General features: G+C 59.6%; 20 protein-coding genes. 8 read left to right on the forward strand and 12 right to left on the reverse strand.

The annotated features are described in order from the left end of the window. Nucleotides 1-9: 9 nt before the first annotated feature. The 7 genes from ROSERS_RS18040 to ROSERS_RS18070 all read left to right on the forward strand — a co-directional run bounded on the left by ROSERS_RS18040 (nucleotide 10) and on the right by ROSERS_RS18070 (nucleotide 8048). Nucleotides 10-1389 (forward strand): serine/threonine protein kinase, encoded by a 1380-nt coding sequence (locus tag ROSERS_RS18040; protein WP_011958198.1) that lies wholly within the window; start codon nucleotides 10-12, stop codon nucleotides 1387-1389. A gap of 24 nt (nucleotides 1390-1413) precedes the next feature. Then, complete coding sequence (locus ROSERS_RS18045) at nucleotides 1414-3165, forward strand: protein phosphatase 2C domain-containing protein (protein WP_011958199.1); 1752 nt, start codon at nucleotides 1414-1416, stop codon at nucleotides 3163-3165. A gap of 49 nt (nucleotides 3166-3214) precedes the next feature. Then, nucleotides 3215-4519: a hypothetical protein gene (locus ROSERS_RS18050; protein ID WP_011958200.1), complete on the forward strand. Its 1305-nt coding sequence runs from the start codon at nucleotides 3215-3217 to the stop codon at nucleotides 4517-4519. 53 nt (nucleotides 4520-4572) lie between these two features. Beyond that, a complete protein-coding gene (locus ROSERS_RS18055) occupies nucleotides 4573-5607 on the forward strand; it encodes a WXG100 family type VII secretion target (protein ID WP_011958201.1) in 1035 nt (344 codons plus the stop codon). Between the two features lie 54 nt (nucleotides 5608-5661). After that, nucleotides 5662-6501, forward strand: a complete 840-nt coding sequence (locus ROSERS_RS18060) for a WXG100 family type VII secretion target (protein WP_011958202.1) — start codon at nucleotides 5662-5664, stop codon at nucleotides 6499-6501. A 201-nt stretch (nucleotides 6502-6702) separates the two neighbouring features. Next, nucleotides 6703-6960 carry a hypothetical protein gene (locus ROSERS_RS18065; protein ID WP_157041146.1) on the forward strand — a complete coding sequence of 86 codons (258 nt, stop codon included), beginning with the start codon at nucleotides 6703-6705 and terminating at the stop codon, nucleotides 6958-6960. Between the two features lie 92 nt (nucleotides 6961-7052). Next, nucleotides 7053-8048 (forward strand): CAP domain-containing protein, encoded by a 996-nt coding sequence (locus tag ROSERS_RS18070; protein WP_011958204.1) that lies wholly within the window; start codon nucleotides 7053-7055, stop codon nucleotides 8046-8048. A gap of 55 nt (nucleotides 8049-8103) precedes the next feature. Here ROSERS_RS18070 and ROSERS_RS18075 read toward each other — a convergent pair whose 3' ends face one another. Together ROSERS_RS18075 and ROSERS_RS18080 are read right to left on the reverse strand one after the other, a co-directional pair. Further along, on the reverse strand, nucleotides 8104-8451 hold the full coding sequence (locus ROSERS_RS18075; protein WP_011958205.1) for a nucleotidyltransferase family protein: 348 nt from the start codon (nucleotides 8449-8451) through the stop codon (nucleotides 8104-8106). Next, on the reverse strand, nucleotides 8444-8869 hold the full coding sequence (locus tag ROSERS_RS18080) for a nucleotidyltransferase substrate binding protein (RefSeq protein WP_011958206.1): 426 nt from the start codon (nucleotides 8867-8869) through the stop codon (nucleotides 8444-8446). Before ROSERS_RS18080 ends, ROSERS_RS18075 begins: the two co-directional genes overlap by 8 nt. 217 nt (nucleotides 8870-9086) lie before the next feature. Between ROSERS_RS18080 and ROSERS_RS18085 the strand changes: the two genes are divergently transcribed. After that, nucleotides 9087-10121 (forward strand): DMT family transporter, encoded by a 1035-nt coding sequence (locus tag ROSERS_RS18085; protein WP_011958207.1) that lies wholly within the window; start codon nucleotides 9087-9089, stop codon nucleotides 10119-10121. A gap of 377 nt (nucleotides 10122-10498) precedes the next feature. On the opposite strand, the gene ROSERS_RS24360 is transcribed toward ROSERS_RS18085, so the two are convergent. The 10 genes from ROSERS_RS24360 to ROSERS_RS18135 all read right to left on the reverse strand — a co-directional run bounded on the left by ROSERS_RS24360 (nucleotide 10499) and on the right by ROSERS_RS18135 (nucleotide 21291). After that, complete coding sequence (locus ROSERS_RS24360; RefSeq protein ID WP_011958208.1) at nucleotides 10499-11578, reverse strand: STAS domain-containing protein; 1080 nt, start codon at nucleotides 11576-11578, stop codon at nucleotides 10499-10501. 12 nt (nucleotides 11579-11590) lie between these two features. Next, entirely contained in the window at nucleotides 11591-12571 is a 981-nt protein-coding gene (locus tag ROSERS_RS18095; protein WP_011958209.1) for a terpene synthase family protein, read from the reverse strand. A gap of 31 nt (nucleotides 12572-12602) precedes the next feature. Then, nucleotides 12603-13451 carry an SAM-dependent methyltransferase gene (locus tag ROSERS_RS18100; RefSeq protein ID WP_011958210.1) on the reverse strand — a complete coding sequence of 283 codons (849 nt, stop codon included), beginning with the start codon at nucleotides 13449-13451 and terminating at the stop codon, nucleotides 12603-12605. A gap of 195 nt (nucleotides 13452-13646) precedes the next feature. Continuing rightward, entirely contained in the window at nucleotides 13647-14741 is a 1095-nt protein-coding gene (locus ROSERS_RS18105; RefSeq protein WP_011958211.1) for a serine hydrolase domain-containing protein, read from the reverse strand. Between the two features lie 162 nt (nucleotides 14742-14903). Then, nucleotides 14904-16154 (reverse strand): hypothetical protein, encoded by a 1251-nt coding sequence (locus tag ROSERS_RS18110; protein ID WP_041334064.1) that lies wholly within the window; start codon nucleotides 16152-16154, stop codon nucleotides 14904-14906. A gap of 478 nt (nucleotides 16155-16632) precedes the next feature. After that, on the reverse strand, nucleotides 16633-17022 hold the full coding sequence (locus ROSERS_RS18115) for a hypothetical protein (RefSeq protein WP_041334067.1): 390 nt from the start codon (nucleotides 17020-17022) through the stop codon (nucleotides 16633-16635). A 705-nt stretch (nucleotides 17023-17727) separates the two neighbouring features. After that, a complete protein-coding gene (locus ROSERS_RS18120; RefSeq protein WP_011958214.1) occupies nucleotides 17728-19227 on the reverse strand; it encodes an alpha-N-arabinofuranosidase in 1500 nt (499 codons plus the stop codon). Between the two features lie 405 nt (nucleotides 19228-19632). Continuing rightward, nucleotides 19633-20307, reverse strand: coding sequence for a haloacid dehalogenase type II (locus tag ROSERS_RS18125; protein ID WP_011958215.1), 675 nt, complete (start codon nucleotides 20305-20307; stop codon nucleotides 19633-19635). A gap of 93 nt (nucleotides 20308-20400) precedes the next feature. Then, the gene (locus tag ROSERS_RS18130; protein WP_011958216.1) at nucleotides 20401-20907 is read right to left on the reverse strand and encodes a hypothetical protein; all 507 of its coding nucleotides are present in this window, start codon (nucleotides 20905-20907) and stop codon (nucleotides 20401-20403) included. 3 nt (nucleotides 20908-20910) lie between these two features. Further along, the gene (locus ROSERS_RS18135) at nucleotides 20911-21291 is read right to left on the reverse strand and encodes a nucleotidyltransferase family protein (RefSeq protein ID WP_011958217.1); all 381 of its coding nucleotides are present in this window, start codon (nucleotides 21289-21291) and stop codon (nucleotides 20911-20913) included. Nucleotides 21292-21411 lie beyond the last annotated feature (120 nt).

Here is a 21411-nt window from a genome sequence, read left to right on the forward strand (position 1 = left end):
AGGTGGATCATGCCCGAAATCCCAATTCCGTCGCGGCTGGGCAATTTTGAGATACTCGACCTGATTGGCGTCGGACTGAGCGGCGAGGTCTACAAGGCGCGCTACCACGATGGCACGATGGTGGCGCTCAAGGTGCTTGCCATGCGACATCACAAAAACCCGACGGTGTTCGGATACTTCACCAATGAACAACTGTTGCTCCGCGAGGTGGCACAGCACCGACGTCACCCGCACATCGTCGAATATCTCACCAGCAATCTCAACCGACCACCGTACTACCTGGCGACGCGCCTGGTGGAAGGCGCGCGCGGGTTGGACGCTATGCTCGGCGACCGACCATTGATGCCCGCAAGCGGCAAGCCGCAACTGGCTTCCTTTGTGGTGCGCGTTGTTTCCCAGATCGCCAGCGCGCTCGATTACCTGCACGCCGGTCATCCGACCTACAGCCCGATCATCCATCGCGACGTCAAGCCGTCGAATATCCTGATCGACTCAAATGGCAACGCAGTGCTGATCGACTTCAGCATTGCCAGCCACCCGCACTATGCGCTGGTCGATGAAAAAAATCTGGGAACTCCCGGCTACATGGCGCCGGAGCAGTACGAAGGTCGGGAAGTGCCAGCATCGGATCAGTTCGCGCTGGCGGTCATTGCACTCCATATGCTGACCGGTCGCCGCCCATTACCCAACAGCGCCACCTCGTCGCTCAAACAGATCGAACGCTGGCGGGACACAAAGCATGAGGAGATCGTTCGTCTGCTGGGAAACCGCACCCATACCGCCGATGTGCTTCGTCGCGCGCTGGCATACGATCCGGCGGCGCGCTACGAAAGTTGTGAGATTTTCGCCGACCAGTTGCGCCGCGCGCTGGTGCAGGACGGCGAGAATGTATATGCACAACCAGAGCGCATAAGAGGTCAATCTCCCATGCCGCATTCGACCAGACACGTTGCGTTCTCGCCGTTCATTCTTGGCTGGATCGGCATGGGTATCGTCGTGGCGATTGCGCTGCTGATGCTGATCCTGGCAGTGGCCGCGCCAGCAAGCGGCGAACAGGCCGTCCCTACAGCACCCGTCGTGTCAGCGGCAACCGCAACCCTGGCGGCAGTGACAGCAAAGCCGACATCCTCCCAGGCAACGCCTGTACCTGCAATTCAGAGCATCCTCGTTCCGGCGGGGGCGGCAGGGGCAGCGGGATCGGTCACAATCATCAACCGCGAACCGCTCCGTGCTCAACCATCAACCGAAAGCAACATCCTGGCATGGATGCCGGACGGGGCGCAGGCCAGTCGAACCGGCAACGAACAGCGGAACGGCTCACTGGTATGGTACGAAGTGCAGTACGACGGCAAGATCGGCTGGTGTCGCAACATCTCCTGCAAACCGTAGACGCAACACATAAGGGGGCGCTGTATGGGCACGAGCACCGCCAGTTTCGATATTGATGCGCGCACCGACCGCGGGCGCCAGCGCTCGAACAATCAGGATAGCATCGGGCGCGCCGATCGATGGAAAAACCGCGATGGTCAACCGATCGAGCGCAGTCTGAGAGAACGGTACGGACGCCTCTACATCGTCGCCGATGGCGTCGGCGGCAATGCCGACGGCGCGGACGCCAGCCGTATGGTTGTCGATGAGGTTATGCAGGCATTTTACTACGACACCCGACTGCCCGAAGAACCGGTCGAACGTCTGCGCGCCGCCATCGAGTTCGTCACGAGCGTTATTCACGCTGAAGCGCACCGGCGCCATAACAACATGGCATCGACAATCGTCGCTGCGCTCATCCATGACAGCACACTGACCATCGCAAATGTGGGTGACAGTCCGGCGTTGCTCTGCCGTCCGGGACAGACGCCTAAACTGCTCACCAAGGCGCATGTGCGTCGTGAAGCCGATGGCGGCACATCGCTGGCGCAGGCGATGGGTGATCAGCAGGTCGTTCCATCGATCTTCTCCATGCCGCTGGAGGAAGGCGACGCGGTGGTGCTCTGTTCCGACGGATTGACCGACCTGGTGCAACCCGACGAAATCGCCGGGATTGTGTCGACTCGAATGGCTGGCGACGCCACTCGCACGCTTATTGCGCTGGCGAACCGCCGTGGCGGGCACGATAACATCAGCGCGATTGTGGTACGCAACGCACCGCCGCCAAAAGGCGTCGCTCCCTTCGCCGGTCGGCGAGTGCTCATGGCAGTGGCAGCCCTGGGAGTGGCCGGGCTGCTCGGAGTGGCGCTACTGGCGCTTCCTTTGCTAAACGCTGCTCCAATCTTGCCTCAAGGATCATCGCAACAGTCCGGCACATCGTTCTCAACCCCGCTTTTCGGCAGTGGCAGTCACACGACCATCCCCGGCGGACTTCCGACGTCAACCCTCGGCGCGCTGCCAACACCGACCGACACGCCGGTACCGCCAACAGCAACCCGGCGCCCCCCTACCGCTCGCCCGACTGCACAACCGTCACCGGTCAGCAGCACTCCGGTTCTGTCAACGAGTGAGATTGTTGTTCCGACCAGCACGCCGACTCCTGACGACAGGACGATCATGCCAGACCTGATCCGCAAGCCGCTGCAGGAGGCGGAGAATATCCTCAAGACGCTGGGCGTGCAATACATCACCGAAGTCGTTCCGGGAAGCGACGATATTCCTCCCGGTCACATCGTCGCAACCGATCCACCGGCAGAAGCGAAGATCGTTCCGGGCAACCCCATAAAGATAAAAGTCAGGCAAAACCCGACGCCACCTCCGGCGAATAACCCGCCGCCACCGGTGAATAACCCGCCACCGGCGAATAACCCGCCACCGGCGAATAACCCGCCGCCACCGGCAAATGACCCGCTGCCGGCAACACCAACACCGCAGATGTCTGGTCCTGTTGTGCCAACTGCGCCACCGACACCGGAGCCGACCGCGACACCGTTACCAACGTCGACCTCTGAATCCGGCGGTTCCGGCGGTTCCGGCGGCTCCGGCGGCGGCTCCGGCGGCTCCGGCGGTGGCTCCGGCGGCTCCGGCGGCGGCTCCGGCGGCTCCGGCGGCGGCTCCGACGGCTCCGGCGGCGGTTCTGGCGGCTCCGGCGGCGGTTCTGGCGGCTCCGGCAGCGGTTCCGACGGCTCCGGCGGTGGTTCTGGCGGCTCCGGCGGCTCCGGTGGAACCAATCCTTGAGCATAGACGACATCACACCGTTGCGTATGCGCCAGAAGGATAGCAGAGCATGACACTTCATCAACAGACATATCGCCTTTACCTGGGCGCCAATCAGGTAACTACCGTTACGCTGCGCACTGATGAACCGCTCTACCGGATCGTCGAGCGCCTGGTGATTGAGCACGGCCTGCCGGTGGTCGATCAGTACGGACAACCCATCACCTATGCCCTCTACGCGGGGCAGATCCGCCGGTTGAGCAATGAGATGACGCTGAGGCAGGCAGGCTACGATCAGGGTGGCGACCTCTATCTGGCGAATATCTATGCGCCGTGGTGGGAAGGCATTCCCGCCGTCACCCGGCGCTTCGGCGACGATCCACCCGCACCAAACGCCCGTCGCATTCCCTATGCGCTGGTTGGCATCGGCGCTGCCGTTGCGCTGATGGTGGTTATCGGCGGCGTCCTGCTATTTACTATCTTTTCAGGAAGGACGGGGACGGCTGCGCAAACGTCCGCCCTGGCGCAGCAACCGGCGCAAGGCGCCACGCAACGTTCCAATCCCACGGCAACGCTGGCGCCGGCGCCGACGCGCCAGAACACGCCCCAGTCAGCGCCTCCGACAGCGACGCTGGCGTCAACGCCACAACCGATGACGGGATTGCCGACTGCGACGCTGGCGTCGATACCGCAACTGACGACGGCATTGCCCACCGCGACTCTGGCATCGCCAGGAAACACGGTTGCCGTCTTGCTTCCGGCTGGCGCCGAAGAAGCCAGCGTTGCCGGTGTCAAACGCGAGTACCTCAACCGGGACAACCGGCTCTTCTTCCAGGGGCGCACCAGCTTCGGCGCATACCTCTGGAGTGACTCCGGTCTACAAACGAAGGCGCCGGCCAGCCGGGGCGACATCGTCGTCAGCAACGGCGACAGGGTGGCGATTCTGAGTCAGAACAACGGCATTGCGCAGGTGCGCATCATCACCAATGCGCTTGATCCCGCCGATCCGAAAGTTATCGGCGCGACCGGCTACCTGCCCGCGTGGCTCATTACCGATCAGAATGTGCCGCCGCCGCCAACTCCGGTTCCAGATGCAGGGAAACTGTGGGTGCGCAAATTGAACGAGGATGATGAACCAGGATGTATCTCTATGCGCATCACCGGGATCAACACCCGGGGATGGAGTTTCGGCGTCGATGGGATGAACCTGGCCGGACGGTTTGACAATGCCGGTAATGCCCGACTGTGCGGGCTGGGTCCCGATCAGGAGGTGACGATCAGCGTGCGCGACCAGCGCGGCAGGGTGGTTCCCGGCGGCAGAGGCGTGCCTGCTAAAGGACGCGACATTATGCTCGGAACCTGGCAACGGAACTGACAGGCGACACCCGTTACGTGAAGACTTCTTGAAACAGTGGCAGAGGTAACCCGATGAGCCAGATCAAAGCCGACACTGATGCGTTACGCGCAACTATTGCCGCGATGCGGCAGGGAAGCAGCGCCATCGAGAATGCCCTCCAGCAGGCGGCGCAGGCGATGGCGACGCTCCAGAACAGTCGCTGGTCCGGCAATCACCGGCAGCAGGCGGAAGAGGTGTGGACGCGCCTGCAGGCGCAGTTTGCGCCCACGATCGAGGCGCTGAACCAGATTGCAGCCCGCACCGAGCGCTTCACCAACGCGCTCGAAGAGGCTGGGCGGGTGTTTGGGGATGGAACGGCGCACCTTCCTCCTCCCCACACACATCCATCTGACGGAGCTACTGCACCATCAAAGGGAACCGAGACCCCTGCGCCCCCGCCACCAAACACAACGCCGCCGCCGCCTCCGCCCAACCGGTCAGCGATACTGAACCAGAAGGTGCGCTTGAATAACGGCGCCGAAGTTCTGGTTGCACACCTCGACGGGCGAACACCGGTGGCTGGCATGGATAGCATCTACGGTAAACCTGGACAACTGCCGTTGAACGCAGTGATTACCAGCACGCCGGAAAATCGCGATCCAGACCTCTATGCTGCCGTTATCCACCAGTTTGGCGTAGAAGGCAACCCGCGCTATGCTCCCGACCAGTATACGTACTGTAACACGTTCGCAGGAGATGTCGTGCGGGCAATGGGAGCGCCGCTGCCAACCAAATCAGACCTGGGCATAAGCAAGGGTGACCGCGCGACGGTGGGCACGCAGGCGTTGTACCGCTGGTTAACAACCAACGCAGGCGCCCAGGGATGGCGCGAAGTGAATCCGAACACGCCTGAAGGACTCCGACTATTGCAGGAACATGTCAACGCCGGTAAACCGGCGCTTGCAGCGGATGAAGGTCACGTAGCCGTTATCAGACCCGGGCAACAGGCCAATTCGGTTGCAGATTTGCGCATTGCCCAGGCAGGAGCGCGAAATCTGAATAATGTCCGACTGGGTGATGCCGGGTTGGGTAGCGCATTCAGACCGCGCTACTTCATTCACGCATAGCACACGTTCATTCCAGACACGCCTGATTGATAGACAAGAAACAGAGGTAACCCCATGAGCCAGATCAAAGCCGACACCGATGCGTTACGCGCAACTATTGCCGCAATGCGGCAGGGAAGCAGCGCCATCGAGAACGCCCTCCAGCAGGCGGCGCAGGCGATGGCGACGCTCCAGAACAGTCGCTGGTCCGGCAATCACCAGCAGCAGGCGGAAGAGGTGTGGACGCGCCTGCAGGCGCAGTTTGCGCCCACCATCGAGGCATTGAACCAGATTGCGAACCGCACCGAGCGTTTCACCAACGCACTTGAAGAGGCCGGGCGACAGTTTAACAACGGCGCCAGCATACCGCCTCCCGGCGCCGAAGCGCCGTCAAAATCTCCTCAACCGCATACTCCATCTCCAGGCAACCCTGATGCAGGTACTGGCGGCTTTCCTCCCCACGCGCCGATTCCGCCCGGACCGACAACCGTGCCGGGAGTTCTGGCAAACACCGCCGGTTGCACCAATTACGTGCTGCGCAGGCTCAACCTGAACGATATGAAACGCTGGCCCAACGCACTCGAATGGAACGAGGCGGCGACCAATGCTGGCTACGCGGTCGGCGTCAAACCAAAGAGCGGGTCAGTCATCGTATTTGAGCCAGGAGTGATGGGGGCAGATAGACAGGCGGGTCACGTGGCGTATGTCGAAGATGTCGTACAGAACCGCGACGGCACATTCAAGGTTACCATCAGCGAAGCCAATGTCGTGTATCAAAACGGCGCTGTGGTGTGGGGAACCCACACACCGCCCACCAGACGCGAGATTGTGTTCCGTCAAAACGGTGACGGCACCCTGACCGACAGTCGCGGGAATCCGGTAAACGTCAGTTTCATCTATGGCAAAAAGGTGTGAGTCACCAGGACAAATGTGTACTGCACATGCGCAGGCAGGTGTCATTCCCTGGCGAAGCGCAGCATGATTGAACGATGTGCGTACCGGGCGCGCGGGCATACCCGACCGCATGCGCGCCCGGTGTGCGCGATCCCGGCAGTCAACTCCAAGGCAACGCTCCAGAACAGTTGCTGGTCTGATCAGCTCAAGAAGGTGACGCCAATGCAATCTTCTCTCTGTTCATACCTGATGATCAGCGCCATTTTGTTCGCCATTGCGACTCAACCTGGCGTGACTCAAGCGCGCACTGGGGAGCGTTGTTTCGCAGAAACCGGGTTCTGCATCAGTGGGCGGATTCGTGAGTTCTGGGAACAGAATGGCGGCTTGCCTGTCTTTGGCTTTCCTATCACCCCTGTGACGCTGAACTTTGTCGATGGTCGAGAAATCACCGTGCAATGGTTCGAACGCAACCGTACATGAAAGCGCGGCGCCGTGCAATCAACGCGCGGAAATGAGGTGTTAGGAGCCCGACTTAATCGCAAAGTCAACCTGTCTGACGATGGAGATTGCTCATGTTTCAACACTCACCCATCGCCCGCCTCGGAATCCTTGCCCTGCTGATGGCGCTCCTGCCATCGGCGCACCTCCTCACCCACAAGCCGTGGTTCGATGAACGCACCCTGGCAGCGCCGGTCACGCTCTCTGATGGTGAACCGGAGTCGCCCTCAACCGGCGAGCCGCAGCTGCCGGACACCCCGCCTCCTGGCGATGCGTTGCCGGTGCAGGTCGCCGATACGCCTTCTATTGCCGATGAGCCACTGTCGCAGCGGGTCTTTCTGCCGCTCATCGTTCGTCCAATTCCTCCCCTCCCCGACGACTGGCTGGGGCGGGTCAATGGGTACCGCGCGCGCGCAGGCGTGCCTCCGGTCACCGAAGACGCGACGCTGAACGACAACTGTTTCCAGCACGCCCGGTATATGGCGGAAAACGACCACATCACCCACAATCAAAACCCGTCGCTGCCGTATGCCTCACCCGAAGGGCAGATCTGTGCGCAAAAGGGGAATGCCTGGCTGGGATGGGGAGCCGCCTGGCAACCGCGCAATGCGATCGACAGCTGGATGGGGTCGGTCGGGCATCGTCTCTGGCTCCTCTACCCGACAACGCCGACCTTCGGGTTCGGCTTCTACCAGAACTCTCAGCGCAGCGCCGCCGGTCTGGATGTGCTGTCGCGCGCCAGGTTCTCCGATGATGCCGCATATTCCGGCTGGCCCGTGCGCTACCCCGCGCCGGATCAAACTGACATTCCGGCGACACGCTACCCGATTACGCTCCTCTGGCCCTATTTCGATCAGAAGCCGAGTCTGACCGGTACAGCACTGCGCGTATTGCCGGAGACGACCCTGGCACATACCGCGACAACCGAGCTATCGGTCGGGCACAGAGGCATCGCTATTACCCCCGACCAGAATCTTCCGGCGAATGCGACGATTGAAGTGACGGTGACCGGCACGTACAAGGGGCAGCCGTTCTCGTTCACCTGGCAGTTCCGAACGGGCGGAAGCTAAAGGGGGAAAAGGGAGCGCAAGAGTAGATGTGACAAACGCGGTTGCTGTCCGACGATCAACGCGTTCCCTGCGCCTCAACGGAGTCCTGACGCACACCACGCTGCACCAGGACTCTGTCGCATTCGATGATCGACCGAAATGGAGCGCCTGTCGAAGCCCAATCGACAATATCGACCTTCCAGGGAAGATCGGACTCGGCGAAATCCTCTACCAGTGCCGCCAGGACTCGCAGCGGGAGAGGTTCATCGGTCATGATGACGAGATCGAGATCAGAGTACGATCTGGCGCGCCCCTGAGTGCGTGATCCAAATGCCCAGACATCGTACTGCGGCACGTGCCGACGCAGAATATCGCGCACAATAGCCAGGTGGTCCGGCTGGATGTCCAGGGTTCGTTCAGACATTGCGCATTTCCAATGCTCTGAGCACAGCCTGCGCGTCGGTAAGCAAGTCGTGCGCGCGCTGACACACGCTCTGCGCCTTTGCAGCGTCATACGTATGAGCCGTCATGTTTCGCAACTGGCGATAACCGAACCAGGCGTCCACATCGGCAATCAGTCCCTTTTCCGCTGCTGTGCGCATCATGTCGCGAAAATTGATGAAGTCGATCTCCGATGGAGAAGCGGCATCGATCTCGAGCCGTCGACGGATCATTTTGATACATAGTTCATAGACGAACTCAAAGTTCTGCACCACTCCAGCAATCAGCGTTTGTTGCACGTCACTGCGTTGCGCGTCGAACCATGAGCGATCATCCACGACGCGCAGCGCAGCGTCGAGCGATTGAATTGCTTGCGACAGTGACGAAAGATCAAGATTCATTGTGCGTTCCTGCCCCCTATAGCGACGGGCAGCATGAGTGAACTACGTGCGTCCCAGGTGCGCGGGCGTCCTGCCCGCATGCGCGTCCGCTGCGATTGTGGTTTCAGTATACCAGAGACATCGCCAGCAGCGTGTGTTTTGCTGTCGGGTCGCTCGCTTGCAGCCCACAAGCGACGATGGTATGATCGGCGACGTTTTGTGACGGCACGCGGGTTTCATGCAGGCTTCATCGACATCATCCTCCCCGGAACGACGCCCTGCACCCTCGTGGAGCGGCATCGGGATCGCACTGCTGGCGCATACCGGCTGGGGCGCGTATCCGGTTCTGGCGCGGTATCTCCAGACGGTGAGCGATCTGCCGGGTATGGCGTTGCTCGGTCTGGGGAATCTGATCGCACTCCTGGTCTATCTGCCGTTCATCTGGCGTCGCATCGACGGGCGCATCCTGCGTTCCGCGCTCATCTGGGGGTTTGCGCTGGTGGTTGTGCTGCGTTCGATCACCAATCTGCTGGCGGCGCGCTTCACGCTGGCAATCTACATTCAGACTATCACGCTGATGACGCCGCTGTTCGTGGCGTTGTTGAGTGCAGGGCTGTTCCGTGAGCCGCTGCCGCCGGGGACATGGACGGCTATCGGTTTGTCGCTTGTCGGGGCGCTGCTGATGATGAGCGGGGAGATCGGCGCGTCTGGGGTGTCGCTGGCGCTCACAGCATCTGACTGGATCGGGATCGCGCTGGCGGCGGCATCGGCGCTCTGCCTGGCGATCTACATGATCCTGGTGCCGCGGACGGTCAGGCACGCCGTGCCGGGAGAAGCGGTTCTGCTGATGCAGTTGACGACGCTGACGGTAACGAGCACAGGCATCAGTCTTCTGGTCGGTGACGAATGGGAGCGTTTCACAACGCTCACGTCAGGCGATTGGGCCGCTTTTGCGGCATTTGTATTCGGGGTGCTGCTCGGCGCAAACCTGGGGCAGATCGTTTCGCTGCGACAATTGGGTGCGCCGCTGGTCAGCAGTGTCATGGCGTGGCGTCTGATTGCAACCCTGGCGCTTGCAGCGATCCTGCTCGGTGAACGCCTCGATTCGTGGTGGCAGGCGCTCGGCGCCGTGATGGTGATGATAACGATTACCGGTTATCTGTGGCGTCAGGCGCGCCCGTTTGTGGGAAGACTGAGAACTGAGAACCAGGAACTGAGAACCGAGAACCGAGAACCAGGAACCAGGAACCAGGAACTGAGAACCGAGAACTGAGAACCAGGAACCAGAAACCAGGAACCAGGAACCAGGAACCAGGAACCGGGAACCAGGAACCGAGAACAACGTTCAACGTTTATAGCAGTTCTCATAGAGATTGAACCTCCTCGGACGACCGCAGCGCGTGCGGGCTCAAGCCCTCCCTGAGCGCGTGGAAGCCCCTGCGGGGCTGGCGCGTCCAATCACCCTTCTTTATGCCGAGGGGTCGCCAGGTTGATCCAGCCCGCAGGGCTTGTCCGACCTCAGATAGGGCTTCAGCCCGCCGGAGGCGAAGATGGAACGTTCCAGAAATCCAGTCAAGGGTTCAACGTATCTGAGAACTGCTATAACCTTCAACCCTCAACCCTCAACCCTCAACCTTCAACCCCCAACCTTCAACCCTTAACCCCATTCGTCACCATCGGAAGATGCGCCAGACGTTCACCGGCGCGCAGGCGCTGCAAAGCCTCTTCCGGACTACGCACCGTCTCGACGTTGCTCATATCGATCCCGAGATGGGTCAGCGTCAGCGCCACCGTTGCCGAGATGCCGCTGACAATCACGTTGCAACCGAGCAACCGCAACGCCTGAATGGTCATCATCAGCGCCTGCGCCACCGAGGTATCGATGGTCGTCACGCCGGTGATATCCAGGATCATCAGTTTCGTGCGGTTGACGTGAACGGCTTCCAGCAAGTGCGACCGCAACGTATCGGCGCGGCGCGAGTCGATGTGCCCGACAATCGGCGCAAGCAAGATGCCCTCAGCCAGTGAAACAACCGGCGTTTCCAGCGCGCTGACCAGTTTGAGCAGTTCGCGCTCCGAGGCGAGTTGTTGCTGAAGTTGCTCATTCGTGCGAACCAGCCTGGTTTGCTGGATTTCCATTTCGCGGTTCGCGCTGCGCAGCGATGCCAGCATATCGTTCAACAAGACGCTGAAGTGCCAGAGCAGCACCATCACAAACACACCCGTGGCGGCGGCAGCTCCAATCTGAAGCGTCTCGCGGAACCATTCCGGCAGATTGGAAGGCAGCACCCCCTGGGGCAAGAGATGCCCGACAATGATCGCAATCAGACTGCACGCCCCGCTGGCGGCGATCAGGCGCTTGAGCGGTTGCAGCGTCAGATACTGCAACCCCAGAATAATCACCAGCAACGGCGTGAGGGTCAGGGTCGCAAAAAAGAAGGGCTGCACCAGCAGAATGATCAACCCGCCGACCAGCAAACCGACACTTGTGGTCACAACAGCGGACTGGATATTTCCCTGTCGAACGCTATGGAGCGCGTAGAGGAGGATAGCGCCATTCAGTGCGACCGCCGCGCCGCTGATACCCGTCGCCAGGTCACGGAAGACGAGCGCCAGAACCAGAAACACGATCCCAAAGAGAAACGCGGTCGGCATATAGGCGGATAAAAACTGACGCAGGCGAGTGGTCTGCGCCTGAAGGGTCGTTTCCGGCATACTATCGGTCGTCATATTCCAGTCCTCTCACGAATGTGCAAACCTCGTCCGAAGTACGGGTTCGGTTCCGGACAAAGCATAGCGCATTGCTGTCAATGACCAGTCACGGTTGGCGCATATCCAGTACTGTAAACCATCAATATAGCGCTCAAGCGCCATATCAACGGCGGGATTGAAGCGCGGCAGTTGCTTCTGTGTTTTCATAAACGTGTCCGTCTCCCGGTCGTGGAGCAGAAGCGCCTGCTGCAGCGCCTCACTCAACGAACATTGATATTCCTGCCGGATAGCCAGTACCAGATTGTGCACATCACCGTGCTGCATCTCTTTGGGGTACGACAACATATCATTGCACCAGCAAATGATATTGTTTGCCGTCCGCTCGAGTTGTTGAACGGCAGCATGATAACGTGCATAAAAGGGAAGATCGATCCCTGCTGCCAGTTCTATCAGGTCAAAGCAGGCATAGACTGCGCCTGAAAACAGGCGCGCAGCACAATAGGTCGCCACGTTTGGAACGATGCTCTGGCATCGGTTTGCCGCTTCCCAGCGATTCGCCGTAAAGTAGAGACGCACGTGCTCTCCGAATCGGCGCAACCAATCATCGGTTGCGCGCGCGGCCAGCCGACGGCGAATATCGGCGAGAGCGCGGGTCAGATTCCAGTCGCCACTATCAGGTGGGTCTCCTTCGAGCACTGCGAGGAATCGTTCGTGCAGCGCAGCCAGGCGCTGCGGATCGCGACCAATGCCAGCCTCATCACACTGATCGTCCATGAAAAACAGCCAGGCTATCCAATCGGCAGCAATTTGCAGCGTATCACGATCTGCCTGTGGATAGGCGCGCGCAGCCAGTACTCCATACTGGAGACGCTGACTTTTCTGGCGCAACCCATCGGTAAGAAGTCCAGACGCCTCTGCCCAGATAAGTGTTGCCTGATCGACATCGCCAGCATAGGGGCTTATCGCACCGGTAAACGGGTAGACGATCTGTGCGCCATCGACCCGATCCACAGACGGATCTCCTTTCATGTCAGCAGAACACTCAAAGTACGCTAGAAAGCGGCTTGTGCGCTGCCAGCACAATGTAGCCGAGATAATCGCGCTGAATTGTCGCAAGGATTGGCCAGACCTGTTCAAGTGTTGCGAGCAATTCGGCGCCGTACAACGTTCGAATCGTTTCGCGCTTCTCCATCAATGCGTCACTGACATACTGGAGCGTTCGCTTCGTTTGGGCGCTGATGTCAATGACGTCATCGACAATAAATCCCGTTGCTGTCACCAGCATCGGATAACGTTCGATCGTTTCCAGTGAACGCAGTAGAAAACTCCCGTAAAGCAGTGCACGCTGCTCAGCAGAGAGCGGGCGTTCTTCAGTGACATCTGTCAGAATGAACCGCCCGCCAGGACGTAACACACGCCAGACTTCGCGCAATACATGCGCCCGATCCGGCATATGCAGCAACGACTCGAATGCCCACACTGCATCAAATGACGCATCATCGAACGGGAGCGCCATCGCATCGGCGCGCTGAAAACGGACTCGATCTGCAACACCGCTCCGCTCTGCCAGCGCTGTTGCACGCGCTACCTGATCCGCACTGACGGTAATGCCAACGACTGCAGCACCGGTTTGCTGGCTCAACCGAACCGCCGGACGACCGACGCCGCATCCGATATCGAGCAATGTCTGTCCTGGAGCAAGATTGACTTTGTTGATCAGCAGATCGGTCAGACGATCCTGCGCCTCGACATTCGAACTCGTATCGTCAGGTCCCGTCCAGTACCCGACGTGAAAGTTGTCCCCCCACAACGTGGCGTAGAACGGACCCATCAGATCGTAGTACGCACCGACCTCTTCCGGAGTGGGATGAACCTGCTTATACCCGGTCATCACGATCCTCCAATGACAATGTGAGTATATCTGCCGCGATACTTTATCGGCGACACAGTATATCGTCAAAATGGTATTAAAATTGCAAACATTGCGGAGATCATGCCCGGAAGCGCAACGAGAAGGTGACGAGCAGCGCAGCCGGGGATTCTGCGACGTCAGCGGTGTAGGTCCCGATGATGTCGCGCTCGCGCATCAGCGGAGCGAGGCGACAACCGCCGTCGAGAAGCGCGACCAGCGCGAGGTGTTCCAGGCGTCGAAGAGGGTGCGGTTCGCCAGCATCACGCACACCAGATCGATTTCCGGATCCGCCCAGGCAAAGACGCCGGACACTCCGGTGTGACCAAAGGTGTGCGGCGAGGTATATTCGCCGGAGAAGTGGGGGCGTTTGTTACCGCGTAGATCAAACCCCAACCCCCAGGCGCAGTCGTCCCACGTCATGAAGCCCTCGATACCGCCCCGCAGTCCGGCGGTATGATTGGTAATCATCAGGCGCGCAGTGGCGGGGGAAATAACTTGTCGTCCTTCAACGACGCCGTTGTCGAGAAACATCTGGAAGAAGCGCGCAACATCACGCGCCGTAGCGATGACACTCCCCGCCGGATGCGTCCGCCGCCGCGCATACGTGGAATTGAAACGTTCGGTTGAACTGCCGCGATCAAACGTTCCATCCACACGCACGATACGGGGGAAAAGATGATCCGGCGGCGCAAGCCAGGTGTCGTCCAGACCGGACGGCGCGAAGACATGCTCACGCATGAATGTGGCACATGGTTGCTGGCTGACCGTTTCAATAATCAAACCGAGCAGACCATACCCCACATTGCTGTACTCCACTTTGCTACCAGGCGGAACCACTGGCAGCGCGTGGATATACGTGCGCAGTTCGTCGAATGTGCTGACATCGGGCGGCAACTGACTGAGATCGGGGTCTTGCGGCAAACCGGACGTATGGGTCAGTAACTGACGCACACTGATGGCGTCGCGCCCCGCGCCCCGGAATCCGGGCAAGATATCGCCAACCGGATCGTCGAGTGCGATGCAACCGGATTCGACCAGGAGCATCACCGCGAGCGCCGTCATCGGTTTCCCAATCGATGCAATATGGAACAGGCTGCTGCCGTTGACCGCTGGCGCCTCTGGCGCCGGTGAAACAACCCCGCCATAAAACTCACCTGCCACCCGACCATGGTGCAGAACAACCGACGCCACGGCGGTCACTGTTCCCTCATCAAGCCACCCCTGGAGGATTCGAAAGGCGCGTTGCAGACGTTCTGGATCAATGGTCATACAATGGTCAACTCTCTTTCACCGCGCCTGAACCGCATACCATCTCCCCAGGCGCACGATCTGTGTCCGGTATCATACCAGAAGATGAACTGAGCCTGGTTGCGCTTCCGGCGAAAGACGCAGCCAGGCTCGCTTCTGGGTGCTGACACCCTGATCAGGCGCTCATTCGCGCATCAATGTAATGCCTACTGACCCATCCGACGAGGTTGAGAACTGGACGGTGACTTTTTGACCACTCTTCGCAAATTCGAGGATATAGCCACTCTGCGCATCGCCCGTCTCATACGTCAGTTGATAGCCCAGTTTTGGATATTCGGTCTTGAAGAACGCCAGAACCGAGTCCATACTGGCACTGACTTTACCCATCGTTAGATTGCCCATTGCCATATCGACCTGCGTACCAGGCGGCAGCGGCAGATCGACGCCTATCGTCTGTGAACTGCACACCGACGGGATCGTAATGGTAGTTTTGTTGATATCTTCGAGCGTCCAGTTATAGGCAATGGTTCCCTCGGAGAACGTTGCAACATCGGCGGGTATATTTGCCGGGTTCATCGAGCCGGGCGCCACTTTGATCGTCAGGTCATACTTGACCAGATACCCGCCTTCGCGGGCAACCCACAGATCGGCTTTTTCGACAACGGCGCCAAACTGACTCGCCGAGGCCTCGTCGAGCGTATAGCGATCGGTGAGAACACCGTTGATCGTCTCGCCGCGATTGACCAGTTTTGCATCACCAGTCCGAAGCGGTGCGGTCATCGCGTCGGTAATGCCACGCAGCATATCCCCCATCCCGGCCATTATGGCGGGCTGGCATGCCCCACTGGCTTGTTCGTAGATGTACAGTGTATCACCAACGCTGTAGATCTCAGAACGTGTACCCTGCGCGCCCGGTTTGTTTTCGACGACCAGTGTGTAACTGGTGTTGCTCGGTCGATGCAGCGCCTGGGTATACGTCGTCTGCTCTTCAACATTCTTGCCGTCTGTCGTTTTGCCCGTGAGCTTCCACGCGATGATGACGCGGTAACTCTCAAGTTGCGACAGGTTCGCCTGGCTTCCGGGCACCGATACGTTCTCCCCGCCGCCTGACGCCGGAGGCGCAGGCGCTGGTTGCGTTCCTCCGCCTGACGGCGTTTGCGGCATGGGCATCGGTTGCGCTCCACCGCCGCCTGACGCTGGAGGCGCAGGCGCTGGCTGCGTTCCTCCGCCTGACGGCGCGGCGGTCGGTTGCGCGGCGGCAGGCGTTGGCTGTGGCGCCCGTGTCGGAGCAGCGCCGGATGAACCGCCCGACGGCGCCGTTGGTTGTGCTGTCGGTTGCGCGCTGCCCTGTCCGATGAACGGCAGGTTGCCACAGCCGTTGAGCAGAAGGGCGCCGATAATCAGGACGGTTGGCGGTAAAAGTCGTGATCTCAATGGAACCTCCCTCGCGTGATAATACGTTTCCTCAACAACAGATGTGGCGCCTTTCACAGACACCATGCAAAAGAACGATGGTCGAAAGAAGAATCGGGCATCGGATCGCCGTAATGATCATCTGTTGCAACAATGGAAGAGGGGGTCTGGCAGGAGGCACGGATGTTCTTCGCGTTTTCCACCCGTGCGGATCCAGGGAAGAGGGAAACACGCACGATCTCTGGTAGTTCTCACAGGGGTTGAACCTGGTGGACGAGGTCGAACACTCCCGGAATCGCGTCCCCACGCAGCGACCGAAATGAATTTCGGTCTACGAGAGAAGTACGCCGAAATTTATTTCGGCATATGGCAGTTCTTACGGAGATCGAACGCTTTGCTGGAAGCGGGCGTCTCACGCAACACGGCGGATAGGAACGATGGTCAATGTATCTGAGAACTGCTACAGCATCGAATCAACCTTTACGAGCAACGCTCTAGTCTAGCGGCGTCGTTGCAGCAGGCGCCAGGGGAAGCGCCAGGACCACACGCGCCGCCCGGCGCCTCCGCCGTTCGCCGACGCCGGCGCAGAGACAACGATCCCGCGTTCACGCCGACACGACGGGCAGTAGTCGAGGTTCCACGCCACCTGCGCCGTAAACAACCCGCCGCACGCAGCGCATGGTCGGCGATGGAACGCTTCCGGCAGGTGGTAGGTTTGATGCACGTCACACCATACCGCGCGCCGCCAGCACGCCCGGCACAAATGCATGGCGTCATGGACACTGCTCCCGCGCACCTGACGCCAGTCGCGATCGCCGATTGCGCCTACTTTGCCGCAACAGTCGCAGACAACAACGGAGCCGTATGGCGCATGTTCCCGGTAACTCATCTGCCCCCCTCCTCGTTGAGTTGCACCTCATCGTGCAGCCATTCGACTGGTTTGTGCAAAAACAACAATCAGGAAGATTACTGATTGTGTAGAATATACTAATCGGGGTAGAGACATCTGTCAAGAGGAGCGATATTCCCATCATGGTGAAGGTTTCAGGAGTGAGTCAGCAGAACACAACGAGCGGTCAATCACTATTCCCGTGCGCCGTTGCCCCTCATCCCCCCTGCCCCCTTCTCCCACACGGGGAGAAGGGGGAGTTTGGGCGTCCTGATGGCTGAAACGGGCGATGGCACGCAGGGGCGTGCCAAAACATCTACCCCTGTGAGCATCCCCTCAACTCCCTTCTTCCACACGGGAAGAAGGGGGAGTTTGGGCGTCCTGATGGCTGAAACGGGCGATGGCACGCAGGGGCGTGCCAAAAAACCTACCCCTGTGAGCATCCCCACAACCCCCTTTCAACCTGCAAGGGGAGAAGGGGGGGTCTGGACGGACTGATGACCAAAACGAGAGAAGGAACGCAGGGATTTTCCAGGAAACCTACCCCTGTAAGCTCCCACCTCCTCCTCTCACGCGCGGGAGAGAGGGAAATCGGCACTCCTGATGCCCCACCTGGAGAGTGCAAGACCAGGAGACGCCAGAAAACCCTCCATCTGTAAGCCAGAACCGTCCGGGTGGGCGACGGCGCCGTCGCCGCCTGCCCCCTCACCGCTCGACGACTGCCACGGTCAATGAGAGTGGCGGAACCTGGAGACGAAATCGACCGTCAACGACCGGCGCTCCGGGCAGGGGGCGGATACCGATCACATCAGGGGTATCGAACGTATTGGCGGCTTTTGGATCGCTCCCGGAGACCTGATAGATACTGGCAACCCGATATGGTGCGCGCCCCTGCCACTCCAGGTCGAGCGTCAGCGGTTCAGTGCGCCCGCGATGCACGATGAAGATCGCGCCCTTGCCTTGTCCGGCATCGTAACTCGCAGCAGCATCGATCAGCGGTTGTTCGCCGAACATGCGTGTGGCGTATGTTGGCGCCTGCACCAGCAGATCCAGCGAGTCGCCGGAGGCGTAACGACTGAACAGCGCAAAGGGGTAGAAGATCGACTGTCGCAGGATGCCATCAGGACGGGTGAGGATCGGCGCAATGACGTTGACCAGTTGCGCCAGGCACGCCATCTTCAATACGTCGCAACGTCGTAGAAAGACATTCAACCACTGCGCCACGACCAGGGCATCCTCCAGATTGTACACCTCTTCGATCAGGTGCGGCGCTTCCTGCCATCCCCCCTGCATTGTCTGGTCTTTGTACCAGACATTCCATTCGTCCCAACTCAGGTATACATCGTGACGTGAGCGCAGTTTCGCTTTCACATAGCGCAGCGTTCCGGCGAGCGCATCGAGATGATCTTCAAATTGCCGCGCCAGCGCCAGATAACTGTCGGTGTCGTCATCCCGATTGCCCGCATAGAAGTGGAGCGAAAGGTAATCGACATACTCCCAGCAGATCTCAAGAGCGATCCGGTCCCATTCTGGATAGGTGGGCATATGACTGCTCGACGAACCGCAGAGGGTCAGCCTGATCGACGGATCATGCCACTTCATCAGTTTTGCCGCTTCACGGGCTTTCACCGCATAAGCGGTTGCGTCCATATGCCCGATCTGCCAGGGACCATCCATCTCATTGCCCAGGCACCAGTAGCGCACGCCAAACGGCTCTGGCGCGCCATTGGCGACGCGCCGATCGGCTTCGAGCGTGCCAGCCGGTGCGTTGCAGTATTCAACATATGCGCCCGCCTCCTCGATGGTTCCGGTCCCCAGGTTGACGCCGAGCATCGGTTCGGCGCCGAGCATGCGGCAGAGGGTGATGAACTCATGCGTGCCAAAATGGTTTGTTTCGATGGACTGCCACGCCAGTTCACGGCGGCGCGGGCGCTGCGCGACCGGACCCACGCCATCTCGCCAGTGGTAGCCGGAGAGAAAGTTTCCTCCTGGATAGCGAATGATCCGCGGATTCAGTTCGCGCAGCGCCGCCACGACATCGATGCGCAAACCATGCTCATCCGCCAATGCCGATCCAGGGTCGAATATCCCCCGATAGACGCAGCGCCCCATGTGCTCGATAAAGCCGCCGAACAAGAGCGGCGAGATGCGCCCGATCACCCGCTCTTCGTCAATAGCGATCCGTGCAGAACGTCCGGCATTCATAGCGTCCTCTCACGATGAGATACGGAAAACGCCGCTATTCTACACGATCCCGGCAATTATAGCAGTTCCCATAGAGGTTGAACCAATTGGACAGGATTGAACACTCCCAGAATCGCGCTCCCAACACGGCGACCGAAATGAATTTCGGTCTACGCTCTGCCGGAAACGGGCGCCTCGCACGACACGGCAGACCCGGACAGGGGTCAACGTATCTGAGAACCGCTATAACCGGTCAGCAGCGTGATCGAGACCGCATCGGTTGGGGATAGGACGCGGTGGACGACACAGCCAGCGCCGCGCAGCGATCCCCCGGACAGGCGGAGGAACGCTACGATGCTGTTGACGCTTCACCATGACCGTCACAATAGGACGATCAGCCAGAAGAACGACAGGGGCGCCACGCGGTTACGGGCTTTCACACGCCAGAATCTGCTCAGCGACCTCCATCATATCGGCGCCGGTGATGTCAGGACGGGGGAAGAGCGGATCGAGCGCCGTGCCGGGACGCGCGACGAATGCTGCGGCGCAACCGGCACATACCGCACCGGCAATATCCCACGCATGCGCTGCAACCATGCGGATGCGTCCTATGGGAACACCGAGGCGAACGGCGGCATATTCGTAAGGTTCTGGCGCCGGCTTCAGACGTCGTACAATATCGGCGGAAAAAATGTTCTCGAAAAAGTGATCGATGCCGGCATTGGTCAACTGCGCGATTGCCACTTCCTCGGTCGAATTGGTCAGAGCAGCCAGCCGTAGCCCGGCGGAGCGCAGACGCTCAAGCGATGCCGGAACATCCGGGTGGGGCGGCAGGGTGCGCATACCGGCAAGGATGGCGGTGCGATCATCCGGCGCGAGAGATACGCCATAGCGCACTGCTGTCATCTCAAGCGCCGCCGCCCAGATCCGTGAGAAGTTCTCATACCTTCCGGTAATTGTGGTCACAAACGCGGATTGAAGCACCTGACCGAACCAGGACTGGCGCGCGCTTGCTACACCGAATATGCGTGTAAACAGTGGATCAAGCGCGCGCATATCGAGCAACGTCTCATTCACATCGAAAACGATCACCCGCGGCATCATCTCCTCCTGACATTACAATGCGTGACTCGACAATCAGATTCGGACAACGGACAGGCACGACGCAGCGAAAATGTACAGCAATGATGCGGATCAGACCGACGACAACTGTTCGGCAAGCGTTTCCAGCCAGGCGACAAATCGCTGAAGATCGGCTTCGACCTGTTGCCATACCAGAGGGTATCGGGTCACTAGCCGTTCCAACCGTTCCTCATCAAGTTCGAAGCCGTAAAGATGTCGTACAACGTGGCGAAATGCCAGGTATTCGCGCAACCCCTCTATACTTGTTGACGACAGAACTGCAGGACGATCCCCCCAATCCATTCCCATGCGTTCCAGCAGGCGACGATGCCAGTCAAAACCGCCTGGCGGCGCGCCGTTAAGTTCGGTTGCTATCGTTTGAAAGATGCGCTCGCACCCGGTGTAGAAATTGTGCAGTTTGAGCGCAAGGTTCTCATAGAACAGCCGGGCATGACCCGGATCGCGCGTGATTTCTCCCCGCACGAAAGCAATATCGTCCGCCAGACGCTGCAAACGCTTCAGTTCGATCTGGATATCGGCAGCAATGCCGCGCAAACGTTCCGGGGAGACTGATTGCATCGCTTATACATCTTCTCCACGTTCCAGAATACGATCCCGAACATGCGGAGCCAGCGCTTCGAGCGGCTTCAGATCGACGGGAAAATCGGTGAGTTTTCCGGCTTCTGCCAGCGCAGGGAAGTAATCGGCAGGCGCGAGATCGGCAACAGCCAGATCGATGTCCGATTCGGCGGAGAAACGATCGGTCATCAGTGATCCGAAGAGAAGAATCCGGGTAACTCCAAACTTCTGCCGCAGCATCGCTGCAATATGTTCGACATCCTGCCGCGCCTGCTGCGCCAGACGCCGGTTGTACGCATACGCAGCTTCCTGACGCTTTCGCCAGCGTTCGACATACGCTTCGATTGGGCGATCCATGCCCGGAATGTCGGTCGTCGCGCTCATTGACAGATGCCTCTGAACATCGAGGTATGCGGCGGCGGGATGATGTAGCTGGCTCAGGGTGTGTGTACCACCATATTACACCAGTTTCAACGAAATCTCAACAGCACCCCCGAACAGTGA

Source organism: Roseiflexus sp. RS-1 (assembly GCF_000016665.1).
Classification (GTDB): Bacteria; Chloroflexota; Chloroflexia; order Chloroflexales; family Roseiflexaceae; genus Roseiflexus.